Below are 22,148 nucleotides of genomic sequence, written 5' to 3'. Positions count from 1 at the left end.
TTTGATATTTGATTTATTTAATCGGTGCGGGCCTAAAAAACGTCTGTGAAAAGTCACTCGCAACCTACAGGTAGGGGTATATGTCTGAATCATCCAGCACCGCCAAAGGCGGCAGCGGTCTCGCGCTAGCCGTCGTCTATGTGACCACGCTCTTCTTTATCTGGGCTGTGGTGACCAATCTGCTCGATCCGCTCGTGAAGACCATGAAGACCGTCTTCACCCTGACGCCCGTTCAGGCCATGCTGACCGGCTTCGCCTTCTTCATTGCCTATTTCGTCATGTCCCTGCCGTCGGCGGCCTTCCTGTCGCGTTTTGGTTACGCCAAGTCGGTCATGGTCGGTCTGGGTGGCATCGCAGCGGGGTGCTTTATCGCCATCGCGGCGGCCAAGCTGCACATCTACACCGTCTTCCTGGTGGCCCTGTTCACCATGGCTTCGGGCGTGACCCTGCTTCAGGTGGCGGCTAACCCGCTGATCGCGTCTATGGGTAAGCCCGAAGATTCGGCCTTCCGCCTGAACCTGTCGCAGTCCTTCAACTCGCTGGGCGCGGCCTGCGGCCTCTTCTTCGGTGCCTCGTTCCTGCTGAACGGCGACATCTTCAAGAAGGACGTGGTCATCACCGAACTGATGAAAGAAGAAGCGCTGGGCTTTGTGACCAACGTTTATATGGCCATCGGCGTGGCTCTGGTCATCTTCATTGCCCTGATCTTCATGGTCCGCGACAAGATCACTGCAGCGGCCCCCAAAACCGGCCAGTTGGTTTCGCCCTTTACCGCCCTGACCTCAAAGTGGGCCAACCTCGGCTCCATCGGCATATTCCTTTACGTCGGTGCCGAAGTCGCTATCTCGCTTAACCTGCTTTTGTTCCTCGAACAGGCCAATATCCTGAACCTCGAAGCGCAGTCGGCCGGTCACCTGACCACCTTCTACATGCTGTTCGCCATGATCGGCCGTTTCGCCGGTTCGGCCCTGCTGAAGGTCGTGCGCGACTACGTCATGTTGACGCTCGTGGCCGTGGGTGCCATCGCCCTGTCGCTGCTCGTTATCTTCACCAAGGACATGGTGCCGTCCGAGCCGACCGGCATGGTCAATGTGATCCTGACCAGCGTGCCGGTGACCACCGGCCTGATCCCGGCCTTCGCGGCCCTGCTGATCGGCCTGTTCAACTCGATCATGTTCCCGACCATCTTCACCCTGACGCTGCAACGTTCGACCGCGCCGACCTCGGCCACGTCGGGGCTGTTGTGTATGGCTATTGCCGGTGGCGCGGTTCTGCCGCTGGCGTTCGCCAAGATTCAGGAAATGACCGGCTCCATGTCGATGGGCTTCATCGCGCCGCTCCTCTGCTACGTCTACGTTCTGTGGTTCTCGTTCGCCTGCCGTAAGGCACCGACGCACGCCATCGAAGAAGGCGTGTCGGGCGGGCACTAAATCTGCCGCCGGGCGGTTCGTCACGGGGGCGAGCCGTCCGGTTTCTTCAACCATAAAAGACCCCGACTGAGACACTCCGGGAGACGGGCGTATGCTATATATTGGCGTGGATTTTGGCGGCACCAAGATCGAAGCGGCGGCCTTGTCCGACCGCGGAGACGTTCTGGCCCGCTGGCGTGAGCCCAATCCCGGCGATTATGACGCGGCCCTCGTTCTGGTCAAAAACCTGATCGCGCGGGTCGAAGCCGAAGCGCGCCAGACCCATCCGGATCTGGCCAATGTGCCTGCCAGCATCGGCATAGGTTCACCCGGTTCCGTATCGCCGCGCAGCGGCTTGATGCGCAATTCCAATTCTCTTTATCTGAACGGTCGCACTTTCCGCGAAGACCTTGAGGCCACTCTGGGCCGTCCCGTGCGTCTGGCCAATGACGCCAACTGCCTGGCCCTGTCCGAAGCCATTGACGGGGCGGCCGCCGGTGCGTCCAGCGTCTTTGCCATCATCGTCGGCACGGGCTGCGGCGGCGGTGTGGTGGTCAACGGGCAACTGGTCAACGGGGCCAATGGCATTGCCGGCGAATGGGGCCACATGCCCCTGCCGTGGCCGCAACCCGCCGAATATCCCGGTCCCAAATGCTGGTGCGGTCAGCACGGCTGCCTTGAAACCTGGGTCTCAGGCACGGGCTTTGCGCGTGATTTTCAGCAGACCACGGGGCGCGATCTGAAGGGCGAAGAGATCATTACCGCCATGCGCAACGGCGATGCCGAAGCTAGGGCCGCTTTTGAGGCGCTGCTGTCGCGTTTGGGGCGCGGTATGGCGGCTATCGTCAATATTCTCGATCCGGACGTCTTCGTTTTCGGCGGAGGCCTGTCCAATGTGCCGGAAATCTATGACGCCCTGCCGGGCCTGATCCGACCCTACGTCTTTTCGGATGGTTGGGATGCCAAACTGGCTCCGGCGCGCTGGGGTGACTCGTCGGGCGTGCGCGGTGCCGCCTATCTCTGGAAACAAGGCTAAACAGGTGAGGCGGGCATGAAGCGGATAATGTTCGCCTTAGGCCTGTTGCTGGCGACGCCTGTCCGGGCGCAGGACGCGCCTGTCATCCATCTGCCGCAGGGTGATCTGCGCGGGCAGTCCGAGGGCGGCATCAGCCGCTTTAAAGCCGTCCCCTTTGCCGCGCCGCCGGTCGCCGAAGCGCGCTGGACCGCGCCGCGTCCGCCGCAGACATGGCCGGGTGTGCGTGACGCCACTGAGAGCGCGCCCGCCTGCGCACAGGTGTCCTATGGCTGGAACGAAAAGGCCGCGCAGGGCGCTTCGGAAGACTGCCTCTATCTGGAAGTCGCCACGCCTGAGTTGAGGCCAGCCAAACCCCTGCCGGTCATGGTCTTTATCCACGGCGGTGCCAATCGCGCCGGGGATGGCGCCGGCACGATCCATTCGGCCCTGCCGTCGCAGGGCGTGGTACTGGTATCGATCCAGTATCGTCTGGGGGTGTTTGGCTTCCTGTCGCATCCGGCCCTCAGCGCCGAACAGGGCGGGGCGTCGGGCAACTACGCCCTGATGGATCAGATCGCCGCCCTGACATGGGTGCGCGACCATATTGCGGCCTTTGGCGGCGATCCTCAGAATGTCACCCTGTTCGGACACAGCGCCGGCGCGCAGGATGTCGGCCTGTTGCTGGCGGCACCGGGCGCCAAGGGGCTGTTTCACAAAGCCATTCTGCAATCGGGCACGCCGCAATTCGGCCTGCCTGCGCGTCTTTTGGCGCAGAACGAAGCGCTGGGGACTACTCTGGCCAAGGGGTTCAGCGTCGCCAAGCCCGACAGTGCGGCGGCGCTGGCTGATCTGCGCCGGGCCGATGCCCGCGCCTTGCAGGCAGCGGCCGACCGGCTGGATGCGCCTATCGACGACGACAGCTTTATCTGGCTTCAACCGACCGTGGACGGCAAGGTTTTACCGCGCGCCCCGCAAGCGGCGTTCCGCGCCGGTGAAGGGGTGGATATTCCGGTCATTATCGGCGTATCGGCGCGCGAATTGGGCCTGCATGGCACCCTGAAAAGCCAACTGAAAGCCGCCTTTGGCCCGCGTGCCGGGGCCGCTGCCCCATATTATCGCCGCCCGGACCCGGTTCTGGGGCCGCCCGATCTGACGCTGGCCACTGATCTTAGCTTCCGCTGTCCGGCCGACTGGCTGGCGCGGCAACGCACGGCGAAGGGCGGGCAGGTGTGGCTCTATCAGCTTGAGGTCAATCGCCCGGCGGATCAGCCGGTGCATCATGGTTCCGAACTGACCTTTGTCTTCAACCGCCCGCCAGCGGGCGAGGGTGCGGGCTGGCCCGATCTGGGCGCGCGCTGGGTTCGCTTTGCCCGCGACGGCACGCCCGGCACTGACTGGCCGACCTATGGTGCCGAAGCCCGCAGTCTGCGCCTTATGGCGAACGGGCCACAGGTGGCGAAGCATTTGCGTGGGCCTGTATGTGGGTGGCTTGACACGCCTTAAATCGATTTCAGTATGCGTACCCGGAGCGTATTTCAGTCAAGTTGGACCGAAATTTTGCTCTGATTTAAAGCGCCTTGCGAAAGGCGCTCATACCAGACCGGAACACCCGGCGTATCGAGGAGGACACCATGAAAGAACTGACACGCAAAGGCTTTTTGGCCAAAGGACTGGCGAGTGGGCTGGCGCTTATGGCCGCCGGTGTGGCGCGCGCCCAGAAAGGCCCCATGCTTGCCTACGCCGATGGCATAAAGGAAGGCTGGTGGATTGGCGGATGGGCCAAGCAAACGCCCGCCGTGCCGCTTGAAGATCAGAAGCCGGTGGAAATCACCATGGCCGCCTGGAACGTCTTTACGTTTCAGACCTGGCAGAAGCTGAACGGCCCGGATTTCAAGACCCTTACGCTTCTGGTGCATGGTGGCCCCAAGGGCAAGCAGGAGGTGTCACTGCGTCTGCGGCTGGGCGAAAAGGCCTATGAGAGTCAGGTGACGCTGAAAGGGCTGAAAGGCAAGTGGGTGCGTTATGACGTGCCGCTGAAGGATCTCAAGGTGAAGGACGGTCAGTTTGACACCATCGAACTGCGCAACGCTTCGGCGGAGTCGCTTGAGCCCTTCTACGTCAATTTTGTGATTCTTCAGTAATGCCCAGAGTCATTGGAAATGACTCTGGGTATGCCTTTCGAGACTGTCTCATGTCGCTGACACATATGAGACAGTCTCGAGTTTCAACGGCCGGATGCGGTCAGCATCTTCGGCCGTTAACATAATTAAGCCGACTTCATGAGCGCTTCCCGGATCGGCAGGAAGCGCTCATTGAACGGCAGGATGCCCGCCCCGCAGGCACAGGCATCGATGGCCAGAGCGGCGCGTCGCACGGGCGCTATGGGCGGCAGACGGCGGTCGGACAGGCGCGCATAGAGCGCATTCAGCCGGTCGCACAGGCCGTCGATAATGGCGGCGGGCATCCGTCCGCCGATAAAGTGCGCTTCCGGGTTCAGGGCGCAGTTGAGCGTCAGAAATGGCATGTAGAGGTGCTGCGCGGCGTCATCCAGCCACGTATCCACCACGCTTTGCGCCTGCGGCGACAGGTTTTCGAGATCGGCGGGGACGCTGGCCGCGAAACCGTGCGCGGTCAGACGGGCATAGAGGGCGTAGAGAGACACCGCGTCCTGAAGCGTCCGCTCTGCCTCCACTTCGCCGGGGATGGGCAGGAATCCGATTTCGCCGGATCGCCCATCCGCGCCGCGGAAGTAGTGGCCATTGATGACCATGCCGCCGCCCAGACCGGCGGAAATCAGCGTATAGATGAAGGAGCGCGATTGCAGGCCGTGGCCGAACTGCATCTCGCCAATGGCCGCCGCAGCGGCATCGTTTTCGACGACCGCCGGGGCGTCAATCAGGCCTGCGAAGAGGGCCGGTACGTCGATTTCAGACCACACCCCATAGGCGTCCGGACGATTGGGCAGGCGCACCCGTCCCAGATCGTCCGGCATCCCGATGCCCATACCGATAAGACGATCGAAGTCGATCAGGCGTTTGCGGCGCAGGGTGTTCAGCGTTTCGGCCACGAAAGCGCGCACTTCGTCAGGCATGGCGAAATGGACTTCGCGGCTGATGCGAAAACGCACCTGACCCACGAAATCCAGGGCGACGACGGTGATGTGGTCGCGATCGATGTTGAGGCCAATCGAAAACGCTCCGTCCGGATTGACCACCAGTTGCGTGGCGGGCTGACCGCGCCCGCCCGTCAGACGCCCGGCCTTCAGGATCAGGCCGTCATTGAGCAGGCGTCGCGTAATATTGGCAATGGCCGGGGCGGTCAGGCTGGTGATATCGGCCAGATCGGCCCGCGTGATGGGGCCGCGGGCGCGGATGGCCTGAAGCGTGACCCGCTGATTGTGGTCGCCCGCGCGTTCGAGATTGGTGCCCGACAGGCCCTCCTCATAGGCGCCGTTGCGGGGGGCCATACGCGTGTCGTCTGGAAACGCTTCCAAGGTCATGTTTCGTGTCCGTAAGGCGCTAAGTCGCCCGGATGCCGTCTCGCGACGCGTGTCAAAGTGAGTGATCGATCCGATGAAAACCCTTCGTCCCTTACCCTGTTATGGAACGATTGCATAAGGCGGTAAACAGGGTCGGCATGGCCACCGAAATACGCGCGCCACCTATACGCAAAAAGGGCTTTCGTCAGACAGACCTATAGAGGTTTAGGCTGCTTCCCGCCGTCTTACAAGACGTATGTCATACCCATTTCACGCAATGGCCAGACCGGTATTATTTGACGGTTTCGCCCAGCACCCAGTTTTCGCGGTGACGACGGCGGCCGTCGCCCTGACGGATGTCGCGCACCGACTGGCATTCGGCGCGGCTGACCAGCCCGGTCTTCAGGCTGATGCGGTAACGACAGGTGGTCCCGATATCGAGCTGGATATCGCCGACGGGGACGGGGGCGGCCTTGCGGATACGCGCGGTGCGTGCCGCGGCCTGCTCCAGCGCCGGACGGATGCGGCGCGCATAGGCATCCAGCGCCTCACGCGTCGGGCCGGATTCATAGAGGACTTCGGCTTCGCCCGCCGCCTCATCCCACGCCGTCAGGGTCAGGCTTTCGCGCGCGCTGATCGTACCGCCGAACGGGCCATTGATCAGCGAGTCCAGCCGGTAGGGGTTGTTAAGGCTGAGGCCCAGATTGTGCGGAATGGCCAGAAGCGCATCTTCGGGCAGAAATTGCTCGGCAGCGGTTTCGGCTGTCATCGGGCCATAGAGGCCGTCAAAGGCGTCGCCTTCACGCGCATCAATGGCCCCTGAACGGCGCATGGCGGCCTTCAGGCGGTTGCGCAGTTGTGGCCAGTTTTCAAGGCGCAGCGGCGTCAGGCTTTCATCGGCAATATAGGTGATGTCGCGGATGGCCGAGGCCGCCTGCATCACCTTTTCCAGCTCCAGACGTTCCGCATCCGCCTCTGCGCCATCGACCTTGAAATCGGTGTTTATCAGCGTTTTGACGACGCGATAACCGTCCGGATGCCGCGACAACTGGCTGAGATATTCGGCCTCCAGTCGCGTGCGGATCACCTTGCCGTTAGTTTCGCTTTCGGTGGTGCGCTTAAGCGTCTGACGCATGGCCGCACCAGGCGGCAGGGTCAGGCGGAGCTGGTAATACTCGACCTGAGGCGGTGTCGCACCGGGGGCGTCGGCCCAAACCGGCGCGCTTACGCCTGCGGTTATGCAGGCTGCGATGACAACCGCCCTGATCATGGTTCGCCCTTCCCGTTTTCAGGAACCAGACCCCTGAATTACGGTCTTTATGGCCCTACTTTGGGTCAACTCTGTGACTGGGCTCAGTCCTTGAAGAAGGTTTCGTACACGGACTGATCGAGCCGGTTCAGCCCCAGCTGATATTCGTCGATGAACTCATGCAGGCCTGAGGCGATAAGGGCGGTGGCGTCCGCCTCCATCAGACGGGCGCGCAGGGCCTTCATGTCGTTGAGCGCGGCGCAGTGCGGTTTTTTCTCGCAGATGGCTTCCATGCAAACGGTGGCGTAGTCGAGCGAGAAGCGCACCGAACGCGGGAACAGCTTTGAGAACAGCAGGAACTGCGCCACGTCGCGGTAATTGATCGAATGGTATTCCTGCCGGTACATTTCCAGTGCATTGACCGATTTCAGCACCGCGCCCCACTGCACATTGTCATAGGGGCTATCGACCTGCTCACCGCGCGGCAGAAGCAGAAAATACTTCACGTCCAGCAGACGTGCTGTTTTATCGGCGCGCTCCAGCAACTGCCCCATGCGGGCAAAGTGCCAGCCGTCGCCGCGCGACATGGCGTTGATCATCATGCCGGCGAAGTGGGTGCCCGACTGACGCACCTCGGTATAATAGGCTTGCAGGGCTTCGACCGAGCGCTTGCGGCTATGGGCCTGCGTCAGATGGTAAAGCTCGTTGATCTTTTCCCATACCTCGACCGGGATCACTTCGCGCACTGTGCGGGCGTTTTCGCGCGCCCGGTAGATGGAGGACAGGATGGAGTTGGGATTTTTGTCATCAAAGGTCAGGAAGCGCACGATGGATTTCTCATCGGCGGTGGCGTAGCGCTTGTTGAAATCCTCATCGTCGCCGGAGGTGGCGATCAAAGGATACCACTGCGTCTCCTCGACGCTCAGGCCCAGATCGAGCATCAGGTGGGTGTTGACGTCGATGAAGCGCGCAACGTTTTCGGCGCGCTCCAGATAGCGCGACATCCAGTAGATTGAATTGGCAACGCGGCTTAACATCATGCGGAAGGTCCTGAACGGCGGTGGCCGCGGTTGCCACGGCAGTAGATCGAATGGGCAAGGCGGGGCGGCGTCATATCTTGTACTCCCCCACTTGTGGGGGAGGTGGCTCGGCGACGCCGGGACGGTGGGGGGCTATGGTCGCGGCACAATGCCCCCACCACCCCGCCCTTCGGGCGCGGTCCCCCTCCCCAGCAAGCTGGGGAGGTATAGATTTTGACAGAGCGCTCATTCCGCCACTCCGTAATAGTTCTCTTCGCCCAGCACCCAGGTGTCCTTTGACCCGCCGCCCTGCGACGAATTGACGACCAGCGAGCCTTTTTTGAGCGCTACGCGCGTCAGGCCGCCGGGCAGGGTGAAGACGTCTTCGCCAAACAGCGAATAGGGGCGAAAATCGACATGGCGGCCTTCGATGCCATTGCCGATCAGGGTCGGCGCGCGCGACAGGGACAGGGTGGGCTGAGCGATATAATCGCGCGGCTTGGCCCTGATCTTTTCAGCAAATTCTTTCTGCTCCGCCTTGGTGCTCTTGGGGCCGATCAGCATACCGTAGCCGCCCGACAGGTTCACCGCCTTGACCACCAGCTTGTCGAGATTGGCCAGAACGTAGTCGCGCTCCTTGTCGTCCTCGCAGATATAGGTGGGCACGTTCTGGGCGATGGCCTCTTCGCCCAGATAGTATTTCACGATCTTGGGCACATAGGCATAGACGGCCTTGTCATCGGCTATGCCGGTGCCCGGTGCATTGGCCAGTGCCACCTTGCCCTTGCGATAGGCGTTCATGATGCCAGGCACGCCCAGCAGCGAATCCTTACGGAAGACCTGCGGGTCGATGAACTCATCGTCGATGCGGCGATAGATGACATCGACCTGTTTCAGACCCTGAGTCGTGCGCATATAGACCGTGTCGTCTTCAACCACGAGGTCGGAATTCTGGCACAGGGGCACGCCCATCTGCTGCGCCAGATAGGCATGCTCGAAATAGGCGGAGTTATAGATGCCGGGCGTCAGCACGACGATATTCGGCTCGTCCTTGCCTTCGGGGGCAATGAATTTCAGCGTCTTGTACAGGTGGTCGCCATAGTTGGAGACGGGGCGCACCTTCAGGGTCTGAAATGCCTTGGGCAGGATGCGTTTTTGCACGGCGCGGTTTTCCAGCACGTAGGAAATGCCCGACGGGCAGCGCAGATTGTCCTCAAGAACGTAGAATTCGCCGTCGCCATCGCGCACGAAGTCGGTGCCCGAAATGTGTGTCCACACGCCCTTGGGCGGCGACAGGCCTTCGCAGGGCTTGAGATAGCAGGCCGACGAAAAGATCAGTTCCGCCGGGATCACCTTGTCCTTGAGAATCTTCTGATCGTTATAGATGTCCTGAATGAACAGGTTGAGGGCGCGGATACGCTGATTGATGCCGCGCTCCAGCCTGGCCCAGTCCGCCGCCGACACAAGGCGCGGAATGATGTCAAAGGGCAGGATTTTTTCGGTGCCCTTCTTGTCGCCGTAGACGTTGAAGGTGTTGCCAGACTGATAAAGGATGTCTTCGGCCTGTTTTTGACGGCGTTTCAGGTCGGCCCGGCTGAGCGCATCAAGCTGTTCGACAAGGCCGGCAGCGGCCGGATGCGGCACGCCGTCACGGGCGAACAGCTCGTCGAAAAACCCTTCGGTTTTATAGGATTCCAGACTCACGCGGGTGCCTCCCCTTGCTAAATTCGCTAAATTTCATACCTCCCCAGTTTACTGGGGAGGGGGACCGCACGAGATCGCAAAGCGAGCGAGATGCGGTGGTGGGGGGAACCATCGTACGGTTCGGAGGACCATTCGATGGCGTAAGACGCCGTAAGCAGGGTTCAGTGAACTCTTAAGCGAGCCCCCCACCGTCTTTTTCACCGATGGTGAAAAATCCACCTCCCCCAGTAAACTGGGGGAGTAGGCATAAGAAAACGAGATCATAAATACACCTCGTTCATCGTCACCTGCACGCGCAGGTCCTCCTTGCCGCCGCCGCGATAGATGGTGCCGGAGGTCGGTGTGGCATCGAGATAGTTGCGCCCGCACGCCACGCGCACATGGTCCTGCGACACGAGGCAGCCATTGGTCGGATCAAACCCACGCCAGCCGATATAGGGGATATAGACCTCGGCCCAGGCGTGGCTGGCGTCGGACTGAATCTTGTTCTCGTAATTGGCCCCGGTGAAGATGTAGCCCATGCGGTAGCGCGCCGGGATGCCCAGAAGCCGCGCCAGCGTGATGAACAGGTTGGCGAAGTCCTGACAGACGCCTTTACGATTGGCATAGACGTCAAAGGGTGTGGTCGAAAACGAGGTCGAGCCGGGCACGTACTGATAGTCGCGGTAGATGGTCAGGTTGATGTCGTTCAGCGTGTCCATGACGTGGCCGGCGTTGCGCTCAGAGAAGGCGCGGGCATAGACCAGAAGCTCGGCGATCTGCGTTTCCGGCATTTCGAGCAGCAGCAGATAGGGCTCCATCACCTGAAGCTGCCACGGCATCCACGAAATGGGGAAGCGCGCCTGACGCTGGGCCGGGCCGTAATCGTCCGGGGCCTGCCCGAAGATCTTGACCAGTGAGCGGCACGAGACGGTCAGTTGCTTATACGGCTTGATGATCGAATAGTGGATGTTCTGATTGCCGAACACGTCCTCAAAACGCACATCCTCGCCCTCGGCCGAAATGGTCAGGGTCGAATGGATGACCTCCTGAAGCTGATCCTCGACCGGCAGCAGACGGAAGGTGTGGGTCGAATGTTCAACGGCCTTCTCATAGGTATATTCCGTCGAATGCACCACGTCATAAAGCCGGTAGGTGAGGGGGCTGCCGTCCGGGGCGTGGGTGACCGAGCGGGCATTGATCACGTTCGACTGCACGTGGCTCATGCTGGCCAGCTTGGCGACGATCGAAGCCTGCTGAGACTGGGCCTGCACGCTGGCGAACAGGGCGTTGCGTTCGGTGATCTTCTCCAGCGGCCCGCCCTGAAGGATGGGTGACGCCAGTGCCGACGGGCGGTCCGGCTGCTGCGGCGGGACCGGCAATTTCGGCGGCGCTTCTTTCTTGTTGGTCCAGATGACCGCGCCGCGCCGCGCGATAATCAGTTGCCCGCCTTGCATCGGCGTCCACTTGCCCGACGCGAAGGGCGAGGAGGCAAAGACCACCGCCGTGCGGAAGGTGTCGCGCGGATTGTTCAGCGCAAAGGAGGCGGCGTCCGATTGAAACCCTTCGGCGGCGTGTGGCGGCTTGATGCGGCTGTAATAGAGGCTCGACTGCGATTTGGAGCCGTAGAAGACCGCCACCGTCACGCCATCAGAAATGGCCATGTCGGCGGAGCCAAGATCATCCAGTTGCAGGAACCAGCTCAGAAGGACGTTGTGGTCGATGGCCGCCAGGGTGCGCGCGCCGTAATCCTCGATCTTGCCCAGCAGGAAGACCAGAGCCAGCTCCGAATCGGTGCGCCCCAGCGGCTCCAGAAAGATCGACTTGTTGTGGTGCAGCTTCTTGATGGCTTCCTTGTCGAGGTTGCCATTGTGCATGAACACCCAGTCCTGACCGGCAAAGGAGCGGGTAAAGGGCTGGGTTTCCAGATGGGTATAGCCCGTGGCCGCGCCGCGCACCTTGCAGAAGAAGACGGTCGAGCGGAACCCTTCCCAGTCGCTCATAGCGCCTTTGAGCGACACCGTGTCCTTGGCCGCCGGGTCCTTGGCCACCATTGCGGCCTTATTATCCGCCGGGTACCATGCCAGACCCCAACCGAGCGTGTGGTCGCCCTTTTGCGGGCCGGTGCGAAACTTCAGGTCGATGAGCGGCGAACTTAAGCCGTCGAAACTAAACGCAAAGATGTCGCTCGAAATATCGCTGAACAACGGGTGGTCCTTCTCGCTCACAGGAAACTAAACGGCCTTGGCCGGGTCTTGTCCATATGCCGTGCCGTATCAGAGTTACACATTTTTTTTGTCTTCGTTACAGTTCTGTGACGTGATTTTGTGGGAAAAGCCGACGTAAGCTCGTTCTCATTCCATACCTCCGGCGCTTGCGCGGGGAGGGGGACCATTTCCGACGTAAAAGGAAGTGGGGTGTCCTGCCTTTGTGGCGTACAAGGTTTGCAAGGCCGGAAACGTGACGGGCCCCACCACCGCATCTCACCTGCTTCGCAGGTTCGTGCGGTCCCCCTCTCCAACAGGTTGGGGAGGTATAAACAGAGTGAGACCTGAATGACCATACTGACGGCGCTGCATCACGTTACCGACTATCGTTACGAGCGGCCGATCGGCATGGGGCCGCAGGTCATCCGGTTGCGGCCCGCCCCGCATACCCGCGCCCATGTGCAGTCCTATCGCCTGAAGGTCGAGCCGGAAAACCACTTCATCAACTGGCAGCAGGACCCGTTCGGCAACTGGCTGGCGCGCATTGTCTTCCCGGACAAGGTGGCGCAGTTCCGCGTTGAGGTCGATCTGGTCCTTGAAATCAAGGTCTTCAATCCGTTCGATTTTTTCCTCGAAGACACGGCGACCCACTATCCTTTCACCTATGCGGAGTCGCTCAAAGAGGAGCTGACGCCCTATCTGGAGATCAAGGAACGCGACGACCTGCTGATGGACTTTGTGCGCGCCATGCCGGACCTTAGTCCGGCGACGGGCGAAGCGTGGGGGACGGTCGATTTTCTGGTCGCCTTCAATCAGAAGGTCAATTCGCACCTCAACTACACCCTGCGCATGGAGCCGGGGGTGCAGACCTCGGCCGAGACCCTGACCCTGCTTCAGGGCTCGTGCCGCGACATGGCGTGGCTGGCCTGTCAGGCCCTGCGCCATAAGGGGTTCGCCACGCGCTTTGTCTCCGGCTATTCGATCCAGTTGAAAGCCGATGTCGAATCGCTGGACGGCCCGTCAGGCGTCAGCGAGGACGTCACAGATCTTCATGCGTGGTATGAGGTCTATCTGCCGGGCGCCGGCTGGATCGGGCTTGATCCGACGTCGGGCATGTTCACCGGCGAAGGCCATATCCCGCTGTGCTGCGCGCCCAATCCGACCTCGGCGGCCCCGATCACCGGGGCGCACGAACCGGCGCAGTCGCAGTTCAGCTACGAGATGGGGGTGACGCGCATATATGAGTCGCGCCGCGTCACCCAGCCCTATACGGACGGTGAATGGCAGCGCATCGACGCTTTGGGGCATAAGGTCGATAAGGCCCTGACGGCGCAGGATGTGCGCCTGACCATGGGCGGCGAGCCGACCTTCGTGTCGCTGGATGACCGCACGGGCGACGAATGGCATTTTACGGCCCTGTCTGACACCAAGAAGAAACTGGGTTTTGACCTGTTCAAACGCCTGTCGGCGCGCTTTGCCAGGGGCGCGCTGGCGCAGCACGCGCAGGGCAAGTGGTATCCCGGCGAAATCCTGCCGCGCTGGGCGATGAACGCCTTCTGGCGGCTTGACGGCAAGCCGCTGTGGCTCAATGCGGACCTACTGATCGACCCGGAAGCCGCTGCGCATGAGCCGCAGGCGACGGCGCGTACCTTCCTGCGCACGCTGGCCGGGGCGCTGGGCCTGCATGAAGACCTCGTCATTGACGCCTATGAGGACATTCCCTACCACCTGTGGAAGGAGCAGCGCCTGCCGCTTGAGGGCGAGATTCTGAAGGCTGACGTCTATGAGGCGACCGAGCGCAAGCGGCTTCAGGCCCTGCTGGATAACGATCTGGGTAAGCCGACGGGTTTCGTCCTGCCCTTACAGTATTCGGCGCAGTTCGATGGCTGGATGTCAAATCCGTGGCGTTTCCGCACTGAGAAGATGATGCTGCTGCCCGGCGACTCGCCGGTGGGTCTGCGTCTGCCGCTGGGGGCGCTGCCGTTTATCGATCAGACTGAGGTGGACGCGCATCTCTTCCCGCCGCGCTCGCCCTTTGCGCCGACCAACGCCTTGCCGGAAGCCGAAACTGTGGTGCCGCGCTTTGCCAAGGCCATAGGTACGGCAGGCGACCCGAAGCGCTGGGCCGGGCCCAACGGTCTGGTGCGCTCGGCCCTGTGCGCTGAGGTGCGGCATGGCAAGCTGTTCCTCTTCCTGCCGCCGACCGCCTATGCCGAGCACTATTTCGAGCTGATTTCGGCCATCGAAGCGGTGGCCTCGCATCTTAAGGTGCCGGTGGTCATCGAGGGCTATGGCCCGCCGCGCGACCACCGCATCGAGTCCCTGAGCGTGACGCCCGACCCCGGCGTCATCGAGGTCAATATCCAGCCGGCGCGCCATTGGGATGAGCTGAAAGACATCATCACCACCGTCTATGAGGAGGCGCGTCTGGCGCGGCTGGTCGCCGACAAGTTCCTGATCGACGGCAAGCGCGTCGCCACGGGCGGCGGCAACCACATCGTCATGGGGGCACAGAAGCCGGAGGATTCGCCGTTTTTGCGCCGCCCGGACCTGCTGGGCTCGATGATCCGCTTCTGGCAGAACCACCCCAGCCTGTCCTACCTGTTTTCGGGGATGTATATCGGGGCCACCTCTCAGGCACCGCGCATCGACGAGGCGCGCCACGAGTCGCTCTATGAGCTGGAAATCGCCCTGTCCAACCTGCCTAAGGGCGAGGCGGAACAGGCCCCGTGGCTGGTGGACCGGCTGCTGCGTAACCTGCTGGTCGATCTGACCGGCAATACGCACCGGGCGGAATTCTGCATCGACAAGCTCTATTCGCCGGATTCCGACCGCGGGCGGCTGGGCCTTCTGGAAATGCGCGGCTTTGAAATGTCGCCGCACCCGCAGATGAACCTCATTCAGGCCCTGCTGATCCGCGCCCTGATCGCCGTCTTCTGGAAAAAGCCCTATACGGGACGGCTGGTGCGCTGGGGTACGCAATTGCATGACCGCTTCCTGCTGGGCCATCAGGTGCGTGAAGACCTCCATGAGGTGCTCGATTTCCTGAAAAGCCATGGCTATGCCTTCAGCCGCGACTGGTTCATCCCCTTCTTCGATTTCCGCTTCCCGTCACTGGGCAGCGTGCAGATTGGCGGCCTGACGCTGGAGCTGCGCGCCGGGCTGGAGCCGTGGCCGGTGATGGGCGAAGAGCCGTCCGGCGGCGGCACGTCGCGCGGTGTCGATTCCTCGGTCGAGCGCATGGAGGTGGTGCTGTCGGGTGCGGTCGGCGATCAGCACGTTGTGACCTGTAACGGTCGTCGCCTGCCGCTGCACCCGACGCGCGACGCCCATATTCAGGTGGCCGGTGTGCGCTATAAGGCCTGGGCCCCGTGGTCGAGCCTGCACCCCAACCTGCCGGTCAATACGCCCCTACAGTTTGATGTGATCGACACGCGGCTGGAACGCTCGGTCGGCGGCTGTCGTTATCACGTCATGCACCCCGGCGGGCGCAATTACGAGCAGTTGCCGCTGAATGAAAACGAGGCCGAAGGCCGCCGCCTGTCGCGCTTTGAGGCCCCGACCCATACGCCGGGCCGCATGCGCGTACCGGCCCTGCATATCAATCCTGACTATCCGATGACGCTCGATCTGCGGCGAAAAGACTGAGCGGCTGGCGTTTTTCCGGCCTTGATCTGGCCGGAATCGCTGCGCATTGTCTCTCCATTGAAACCGAAGGGGAGGGTTGCCATGCGCACCATGCTTTTGTCCGTCGCTCTGCTGGCCGTGGCCGGGGGGGCGTTGGCTCAGACGACGACCAATAATTATCAGGCCTCGGATTACGACCGCGCGCCGTGGTGGATGAAGACCCCGGTCATCACCCAGACGGGCTATGTGCGCACCGAAATCGACGCCAACCGCGCCAATTTTTCGGCCTCCTTCCTTGCGGTGGGTAAGACGGCGGATGAGGCGCAGCAAAAGGCCGTTGCCCAGACGCGCGCGCTCACTGAGGCGCTGAAAAAGCTGGGTAAGGACGCGGTGCGCGTCAACACCTCTTTCTCGATGCGCGTCCTCTATGAGCAATACCGCGACAAGGAAGGCAACCGCATCGAAAACCAGCGCGGCGACAAGATCGAAGCCTATCAGGTCAGCATGGGGCTGGATGTGAAGGTCTATGACCTGCGGACGCTGGAACGCGCCTATGCGCTGGTGCTGGCGGCCTCGCCCACCGCGTCCCAGCCAGTCTATTTTACGCTGGAGCCCGATAACGCCACCAAGACCTGGCTGTATAACGAGGCGGTGAAGGATGCGGCGCGTCGGGCGCGTCAGGCCGCCGAAGCGGCGGGCGGTAAGCTGGGGACGGTTAAGGTGATCGACCCCACAGGCCGCGCCTGTCAGACCGACATTCTGGCGCGGGGTGAACCGCGCGGCGGGCAGGATAATGACGCGACGACCGTGGCCTATGCGATGGCCCCGCCACCACCACCGCCCGCGCCCGTCATGGAGATGTCGGCCCGTGGCAGTGCGGTGGAGCAACTCGAAGCCAAGGCCGCGCAGAACGCCTTTATTCAGGCCCCGCCGCTGAATGAACTGACGGCTCAGGCCTGCGTTGTCTATGGGCTGAACTGATGCGCCGCTTGTGGATAGGCCTGTGCGCCCTCCCGCTGCTGGCGGCCGGGGCCGAGGCCGCGCCGCCGGTAAAGTCGGTGGAAACCGCTGACCGCTTCGAGGCCGCGCCGTGGTGGATGCAGCAGGCGGTGCTGCCGCAGACCGGCTATGCTGAGACGGAGGTGGAGGCCAATCGCGCCACCTTCGCCGCGCGGTTCAAGGGCACGGGCAAGACGGCCAGCGAGGCTCAGCGTCAGGCGGTTGCGCAGGCCGAAACCCTGATCGCGGCCCTGCGTCAGCGCCCGCCGGAGGTGGTGCGCGTGACTACCGATTTCGCGGTGCAGGCCTTTTACGAGCCGTACCGCGACAAGGACGGGCGGCAAATCGCTAACGTGCGCGGCGACAAGATCCGGGGCTATGACGCCACCCTGACCCTGCGGGTTGAGGTGCGCGATATGTCCGTGCTGGAGCCGGTCTATGCTCTGGTTCTGGCCGCCGCCCCGACGCAGGTCGATCGTGTGGCCTTTTCTCTGAGGTCGGATAATGCCTTGCGTGAGCGGTTGCGCAATGAGGCCACACGCGATGCGGCGGCACGGGCGCAAGGCGCAGTCGAGGCCACGGGCAGCGCCCTTGGCGGCATCCGCCTGATCGACCCGTCAGGTCGCGCCTGCCGCGCCGATCTTCTGGGGCGACGTCCCGACGCGAACGCGGATATTGCCATTAGGGGCCAGCGTGTTGAGTACAAAGGACCACCCCAGATGGTTTCCGGTCCGCCCCCGCCGCCCTCTCCGCTTTATCAACTCGAAGCGCGTGCGGCGGAAAATGCCTTTATTCAGACGCCGCCGCTGTATCGGGTTCAGGCCCAGACCTGCGTGGTTTATGATCTGAATTAAAAAAGGCGGTCCCGCAAAGGACCGCCTCTCTTTTATGGGATCAGCCGTCACTCAGCCCGATCAGAACTTGACCGTCAGGCCGACTTGCAGAACGGGCCAGGTCTTGGCGTCCTTCACGTCGTTTTGAAGCTCCTGACGTTCCTTTTCCAGCGCCGTCTTATAGGCCGGGTCATTGGCATAGGTGCCGTCCGAGGTCAGGGTCACGCTGGGGTCATCACCCAGCACCGCACCGGCCAGCACGCGCAAGCCAAAGCGGCCATCCTTGGTGAAGGTATTATCGAAGCCTAGGCCAAGGAACGGGGCGCCATCGCCCATATCGGCATTGGCGCGCAGCGTACCGATCTGCGCCGGGGTGAAGGGCACGCCACCGATATTGGTGTTGCCCGTCGGGCGCGCGTCGAGCTTCACATTGCGGTCCCCGGTCACATAACCGCCAGACACAAAGAACGAATTGCGGAAGGGGTGGACGTCCACGGCAAAGGTGAAGGGCTTGAACTCCAGCTCGCCGTTATATTGAACGTCATCTGAATTGAAGTCATCGCTGTGCTTCAGCGAGTCGTAATCGGCGCGCAGCACAAAGGTATCGTTGAGCTTGTAACGGGCGCCGATGCCGATGCCCGTCGTGCCGCCGTGCACATCGACGGCGAGGGGGCTGTTCTGGGCCGAGGCGGTGGTGGCGGTGAGGGCGCCAAGCGCCACGGCAGCGAGAAGGGCAGGAAGACGCATGAGACAGTATCCTTTGCGGGTCGTGAAACAGAAAATGCGGGGGCGGCACGCCACAGCTTAGCCATAAGGCTTAACAAAACCCTTAACCGGCCTTGTTTTCGCCCTTTCGAGTCGTTCCGCTCAAGCTTTGTGTGATCGGTCGTAAAAATGATGCGCGAGGCCGGATTCCGGTTCATAAAGTGCGTGTAAGTGCCTGACCGTTGCGGAGTTGCCTGTCATGGACCAAAGCCATCCCGATCTTGCCGCCGCCGAAGCCGTGACCCACCCCGGCGCGGCCTATGATCAGACGGTGCTGGTGCTTCAGGGAGGCGGGGCGCTCGGCTCCTATCAGGGCGGGGCCTATGAGGTGCTGCACGCCGGCGGGATCAGGCCAGACTGGGTGGCCGGGGTGTCGATCGGCGCGATCAATGCCGCTATTATTGCCGGGAATGCGCCGCAAGATCGCGTCGAAAAACTGCGGTCCTTCTGGGCGCAGATCACCTCTGAGAGCCCCGCCGATACGCTGAGTGGCTTTAATCCGTGGCTGAAAAGCGCCTTCCGGCAATGGAGCGGCTATATGAGCGCGCTGAACGGCGTGCCGGGCTTTTTCCGCCCCGCCGCCCTGACGCCGTTTTTCGCGCCGTGGTCCCTGCCGTCGGAAACGAGCTTTTACGATATTTCGCCGCTACGTGAGACGTTGCTGCGCCATGTCGATTTCGAGCGCCTCAACGGCGGCGAGGTGCGTCTGAGCGTCGGGGCGGTCAATGTGCGTACCGGCAATTCGGTCTATTTCGACAGCCACACGACGCAGATCACCCCGGAACACATCATGGCGTCCGGGGCCCTGCCGCCCGGCTTTCCGGCGGTGACTATTGACGGTGAAGCCTACTGGGATGGCGGCGTGGTGTCCAACACACCCCTGACCTATGTCTTGCACGAAGCGCCGGCGGGGCTGGATGGTGACACCCTGGTGTTTCAGATGGACCTGTTTTCGTCGCGCGGTGAGGTGCCCAAAACGCTCGATGAAGTCTACGGCCGCGTCAAGGACATCACCTATTCAAGCCGCACGCGCCTCAATACCGATGCCTTTCTGGAGCGCTATCGCCTGCGTCAGGCCATCCGCCACATGTATGAGCGCCTGTCGCCGGAGGTGCAGGCTGAGCCGTCTATCGCGGCCTGCTATGCGCGCGCCGCGCATTTCCGAGTCTCGCTGGTGCACCTGATCAATTCGGGCGGCGGCGATCATGGCCAATCCAAAGACTACGAATTTTCGCGCCTGACCATGAATGAGCACTGGGCCTCAGGACGTATGGACGCCGAACGCGCCATGCAGCGCCGCGTCTGGCGCCAGCCGCCGCCGGAAAAGGACGGCATCCGCGTCTATGATTTCGCGGCCGAAGACCGCGCCCGGTCGTAATGAAAGCGGATATATAGGGCTTATGGCTTTCGTAACCCGGTTCGTGCTAATAGGCGGGGACGGAACATAAAAATACAGGTTACCCCGCCGCCATGTTGTCTCAGCGTGCCAAATACGCCATCCGCGCCATGCAGGAAATGGCCCGTATCCCCCAGGGTCAGACGGTGCAGGCGGGTGAACTGGCCGAACGTATCAAGGCTCCGCTGCATTTTCTCGAAGGCATATTGCTTGAGCTGCGCCGCGAAGGCTTCCTGATGTCGAAGCGCGGGCGTTCGGGTGGCTACATGCTGGCGCGACCGTCCGATATGATCAGTATGGCTGACCTGATCCGCCTGATCGACGGGCCGCTGGCGTTGACGCCCTGCGCCTCGCGCACCGCCTATGCCCGCTGTGAGGATTGCCCGACGCCCGATGATTGCCAGTTGCGCCTGGTGCTGCTGGCGGCGCGCGATGCCATGGCGCGGGTGCTCGAAAGCTCAACCCTGGCCGAGCCCTTGCCGCGCGGCTGATTACGCACCTTTGGTAAAGGCTTTGGCAAAGCGCCGCACAATCTTGCGCAAGGCTTCGATTTCGATGGCGTGCAGCGCCTGTTCCGGCGTCAGCCACACCATGCTGCGCTGACCCATTTCCGGCCATAGCGTCAGCTGCTGCGTCACCCGCAAGGCGAACACCTCGACGGCGGGGATGAACTGCGCATTGGGCTGGCCCTGATCCTTCGTATAGGCAAAGCGTCCGATGGGGTGCGGATCGACCTCACCCAGAATGCCGGCCTCTTCAAAGGCTTCACGCGCGGCGGTTTCCGCTGGCGTCAGGCCCGGAATGGGCTTGCCCTTGGGGATGATCCACTGACCGCTGCCGCGTGAAGTGATCAGCAGGAACTCGACCTCGCCGTTGCGCGTCTCGCGAAAGGGGAGGGCCCCAAACTGAGTTGCGGGCGAAGGCGGTGTCTGATCATCCAATCGGGGCGGTCCTGAAAATGTCCGTATACGGTGCAATTTTCTGTGTAGGCCGCACGGCGTCAAAGCTCAATAGGCTTCGGACAGATTCGGGTGTTCCGACATCGGAGCGATGCCGGTTGCGGTATTCACACCACAAGAGGAAGGGTTCAGGACAGGACGAAAACGCCAAAGGCCGGGGCCGGGCTGATCCACTGACGCGCGACCGCCCATCCTGCGTCATGGCATAGGGCGGCGAAACTTTCCGGCGTGAACTTATGGGCATTTTCCGTATGCAGACGTTCGCCCGCCGCAAAGCGGAAACGCTGCCCGGCGACGGTCACGACGTGATCGCGGCGGCTGACCAGATGCATTTCGATGCGCGCGCGCTCAGCGTTCCACACCGTCAGATGCGCGAAGGCATCAAGGTCGAAATCCCCCTGCAATTCGCGGTTCATGCGCACCAGCAGGTTTTTATTGAAGGCCGCGGTGACGCCTGCCGCGTCATCATAGGCGGCATGCAGCGTCGCTTCGTCCTTGACCATATCGGCGCCGACGATCAGTTGCGCCTGTGTTCCCAGCAGGTGACGGAAGGCGCGCAGCAACTCACGTGCTTCGTCCGGGCTGAAATTGCCGATGGTCGAGCCGGGGAAGAAGCCGACGCACGGCCTGTTTTCCAGCGTTTCGGGCCGTGACAGGGCCTGCGTAAAATCACCCACCAGCGGCACGACATTCATCCGGGGATAGGCGCTTTGCAGCCGCGCCGTCGCCGCGTGCAGGGCGTCCGGGCTGATGTCGATGGGCACATAGGTGCGCAAGGCCGGGCAGGCATCGAGCAGAATCCGCGTCTTGTCGCTGGCCCCGCTGCCAAATTCGACCAGCACGGTATCGGCGGTCCAGCCCGCCACCAGCGCATCGGCAATGTCGTGCAGCAGGCGCGTTTCGGTGCGCGTGGGGTAATATTCCGGCGTGCGGCAGATGGCTTCGAACAGGTCGGAGCCCGCCGCATCGTAAAAATACTTGGGCGACAGGGATTTGGGCTTTGCCGACAGACCGGCGATGACACCGGCGGCGAAGCCCTCATCGCCGCGCTCCGCCGGAGCGTGATCGCGCGCCAGACGCAGGCCCGCGCGCACCCAGCGCTTTTCCGGCGCGAAGAAGTTGCGATAGGTGGCGCGCGCATGACCGGCAGGCGTGAAGGCGCTGCCGCCGCGCAGGCTCATCTGCCCGCTCATAAACTTGCCATTATATTCACCGACGGCACCCGCTCCCGGACGAAAGCCCGGATAGCCAAGATAGGCGCTGGCCGTCCATTGCCAAGCGACGTCCGTGACCTGCTGCAAGCAGCCCTGACGCACGGCAACCTCCCATTCGGCCTCGGTCGGCAGGCGCGCCCCGGCCCAGCGGGCAAAGGCATCGGCCTCATAGAAGCTGAGAGGTGGGCCCCATTTTACGGACAGGAATGCGGCTTAGCTAAGCTTGTGTCTGTGGTGTGATTATGCCGCTTGCCTCGTTATTCCCGATCCCAGGTAGGCCTCGTCTGGTGTCTGT

General features: G+C 62.2%; 17 protein-coding genes. 9 read left to right on the top strand and 8 right to left on the bottom strand.

What is annotated here, in order from left to right:
* The first annotated feature begins 80 nt into the window (after positions 1–80).
* The 4 genes from Q0072_RS01170 to Q0072_RS01155 all read left to right on the top strand — a co-directional run bounded on the left by Q0072_RS01170 (position 81) and on the right by Q0072_RS01155 (position 4,565).
* Positions 81–1,430, top strand: a complete 1,350-nt coding sequence (locus Q0072_RS01170; protein WP_298324539.1) for a sugar MFS transporter — start codon at positions 81–83, stop codon at positions 1,428–1,430.
* A gap of 91 nt (positions 1,431–1,521) precedes the next feature.
* Positions 1,522–2,445, top strand: coding sequence for an ROK family protein (locus tag Q0072_RS01165; protein ID WP_298324536.1), 924 nt, complete (start codon positions 1,522–1,524; stop codon positions 2,443–2,445).
* A gap of 15 nt (positions 2,446–2,460) precedes the next feature.
* Positions 2,461–3,927 (top strand): carboxylesterase family protein, encoded by a 1,467-nt coding sequence (locus Q0072_RS01160; RefSeq protein WP_298324534.1) that lies wholly within the window; start codon positions 2,461–2,463, stop codon positions 3,925–3,927.
* A 128-nt stretch (positions 3,928–4,055) separates the two neighbouring features.
* On the top strand, positions 4,056–4,565 hold the full coding sequence (locus Q0072_RS01155) for a hypothetical protein (RefSeq protein WP_298324532.1): 510 nt from the start codon (positions 4,056–4,058) through the stop codon (positions 4,563–4,565).
* A gap of 125 nt (positions 4,566–4,690) precedes the next feature.
* Here the strand turns inward: Q0072_RS01155 and Q0072_RS01150 are convergent, their stop codons facing one another.
* From Q0072_RS01150 to Q0072_RS01130, 5 genes are all read right to left on the bottom strand, one after another.
* Positions 4,691–5,923, bottom strand: a complete 1,233-nt coding sequence (locus tag Q0072_RS01150; RefSeq protein ID WP_298324530.1) for an ROK family transcriptional regulator — start codon at positions 5,921–5,923, stop codon at positions 4,691–4,693.
* A 271-nt stretch (positions 5,924–6,194) separates the two neighbouring features.
* Positions 6,195–7,172 carry a hypothetical protein gene (locus Q0072_RS01145; protein ID WP_298324527.1) on the bottom strand — a complete coding sequence of 326 codons (978 nt, stop codon included), beginning with the start codon at positions 7,170–7,172 and terminating at the stop codon, positions 6,195–6,197.
* A gap of 83 nt (positions 7,173–7,255) precedes the next feature.
* Positions 7,256–8,191: an alpha-E domain-containing protein gene (locus Q0072_RS01140; protein ID WP_298324524.1), complete on the bottom strand. Its 936-nt coding sequence runs from the start codon at positions 8,189–8,191 to the stop codon at positions 7,256–7,258.
* A 225-nt stretch (positions 8,192–8,416) separates the two neighbouring features.
* The gene (locus Q0072_RS01135) at positions 8,417–9,874 is read right to left on the bottom strand and encodes a circularly permuted type 2 ATP-grasp protein (protein ID WP_298324521.1); all 1,458 of its coding nucleotides are present in this window, start codon (positions 9,872–9,874) and stop codon (positions 8,417–8,419) included.
* A gap of 260 nt (positions 9,875–10,134) precedes the next feature.
* Positions 10,135–12,060, bottom strand: a complete 1,926-nt coding sequence (locus Q0072_RS01130) for a class II glutamine amidotransferase (protein WP_013479376.1) — start codon at positions 12,058–12,060, stop codon at positions 10,135–10,137.
* Between the two features lie 348 nt (positions 12,061–12,408).
* Here Q0072_RS01130 and Q0072_RS01125 point away from each other — a divergent pair, with 348 nt between their 5' ends.
* The 3 genes from Q0072_RS01125 to Q0072_RS01115 all read left to right on the top strand — a co-directional run bounded on the left by Q0072_RS01125 (position 12,409) and on the right by Q0072_RS01115 (position 17,540).
* Positions 12,409–15,708: a DUF2126 domain-containing protein gene (locus Q0072_RS01125; protein WP_298324517.1), complete on the top strand. Its 3,300-nt coding sequence runs from the start codon at positions 12,409–12,411 to the stop codon at positions 15,706–15,708.
* An 81-nt stretch (positions 15,709–15,789) separates the two neighbouring features.
* Positions 15,790–16,668, top strand: a complete 879-nt coding sequence (locus Q0072_RS01120; RefSeq protein ID WP_298324514.1) for an SIMPL domain-containing protein — start codon at positions 15,790–15,792, stop codon at positions 16,666–16,668.
* Entirely contained in the window at positions 16,668–17,540 is an 873-nt protein-coding gene (locus tag Q0072_RS01115; RefSeq protein ID WP_298324509.1) for an SIMPL domain-containing protein, read from the top strand. Before Q0072_RS01120 ends, Q0072_RS01115 begins: the two co-directional genes overlap by 1 nt.
* 60 nt (positions 17,541–17,600) lie before the next feature.
* Here Q0072_RS01115 and Q0072_RS01110 read toward each other — a convergent pair whose 3' ends face one another.
* A complete protein-coding gene (locus Q0072_RS01110) occupies positions 17,601–18,266 on the bottom strand; it encodes a hypothetical protein (RefSeq protein WP_298324506.1) in 666 nt (221 codons plus the stop codon).
* A gap of 217 nt (positions 18,267–18,483) precedes the next feature.
* Between Q0072_RS01110 and Q0072_RS01105 the strand changes: the two genes are divergently transcribed.
* Both Q0072_RS01105 and Q0072_RS01100 read left to right on the top strand, forming a co-directional pair.
* A complete protein-coding gene (locus Q0072_RS01105) occupies positions 18,484–19,662 on the top strand; it encodes a patatin-like phospholipase family protein (RefSeq protein ID WP_298324503.1) in 1,179 nt (392 codons plus the stop codon).
* A 92-nt stretch (positions 19,663–19,754) separates the two neighbouring features.
* Positions 19,755–20,171 carry an Rrf2 family transcriptional regulator gene (locus Q0072_RS01100; protein WP_013479369.1) on the top strand — a complete coding sequence of 139 codons (417 nt, stop codon included), beginning with the start codon at positions 19,755–19,757 and terminating at the stop codon, positions 20,169–20,171.
* Here the strand turns inward: Q0072_RS01100 and Q0072_RS01095 are convergent, their stop codons facing one another.
* Together Q0072_RS01095 and egtD are read right to left on the bottom strand one after the other, a co-directional pair.
* Positions 20,172–20,621: an NUDIX hydrolase gene (locus tag Q0072_RS01095; RefSeq protein ID WP_298324499.1), complete on the bottom strand. Its 450-nt coding sequence runs from the start codon at positions 20,619–20,621 to the stop codon at positions 20,172–20,174.
* A 146-nt stretch (positions 20,622–20,767) separates the two neighbouring features.
* Positions 20,768–22,057: an L-histidine N(alpha)-methyltransferase gene (gene egtD / locus Q0072_RS01090; RefSeq protein ID WP_298324556.1), complete on the bottom strand. Its 1,290-nt coding sequence runs from the start codon at positions 22,055–22,057 to the stop codon at positions 20,768–20,770.
* Between the last annotated feature and the right edge of the window lie 91 nt (positions 22,058–22,148).

Source organism: Asticcacaulis sp. (genome assembly GCF_027484505.1).
In the GTDB taxonomy this organism is placed as follows: domain Bacteria; phylum Pseudomonadota; class Alphaproteobacteria; order Caulobacterales; family Caulobacteraceae; genus Asticcacaulis.
The sequence above is the reverse complement of the archived record's forward strand: the minus strand, read 5'-3'. Positions and strand labels throughout refer to the sequence as shown.

Coding starts and splice junctions, on each gene's coding strand:
- Q0072_RS01155 (WP_298324532.1), top strand. CDS start 4,056: ATGAAAGAACTGACACGCAAAGGCTTTTTGGCCAAAGGACTGGCGAGT.
- Q0072_RS01120 (WP_298324514.1), top strand. CDS start 15,790: ATGCGCACCATGCTTTTGTCCGTCGCTCTGCTGGCCGTGGCCGGGGGG.
- Q0072_RS01115 (WP_298324509.1), top strand. CDS start 16,668: ATGCGCCGCTTGTGGATAGGCCTGTGCGCCCTCCCGCTGCTGGCGGCC.
- Q0072_RS01165 (WP_298324536.1), top strand. CDS start 1,522: ATGCTATATATTGGCGTGGATTTTGGCGGCACCAAGATCGAAGCGGCG.
- Q0072_RS01145 (WP_298324527.1), bottom strand. CDS start 7,172: ATGATCAGGGCGGTTGTCATCGCAGCCTGCATAACCGCAGGCGTAAGC.
- Q0072_RS01170 (WP_298324539.1), top strand. CDS start 81: ATGTCTGAATCATCCAGCACCGCCAAAGGCGGCAGCGGTCTCGCGCTA.
- Q0072_RS01150 (WP_298324530.1), bottom strand. CDS start 5,923: ATGACCTTGGAAGCGTTTCCAGACGACACGCGTATGGCCCCCCGCAAC.
- Q0072_RS01140 (WP_298324524.1), bottom strand. CDS start 8,191: ATGATGTTAAGCCGCGTTGCCAATTCAATCTACTGGATGTCGCGCTAT.
- Q0072_RS01110 (WP_298324506.1), bottom strand. CDS start 18,266: ATGCGTCTTCCTGCCCTTCTCGCTGCCGTGGCGCTTGGCGCCCTCACC.
- Q0072_RS01125 (WP_298324517.1), top strand. CDS start 12,409: ATGACCATACTGACGGCGCTGCATCACGTTACCGACTATCGTTACGAG.
- Q0072_RS01100 (WP_013479369.1), top strand. CDS start 19,755: ATGTTGTCTCAGCGTGCCAAATACGCCATCCGCGCCATGCAGGAAATG.
- Q0072_RS01105 (WP_298324503.1), top strand. CDS start 18,484: ATGGACCAAAGCCATCCCGATCTTGCCGCCGCCGAAGCCGTGACCCAC.
- Q0072_RS01160 (WP_298324534.1), top strand. CDS start 2,461: ATGAAGCGGATAATGTTCGCCTTAGGCCTGTTGCTGGCGACGCCTGTC.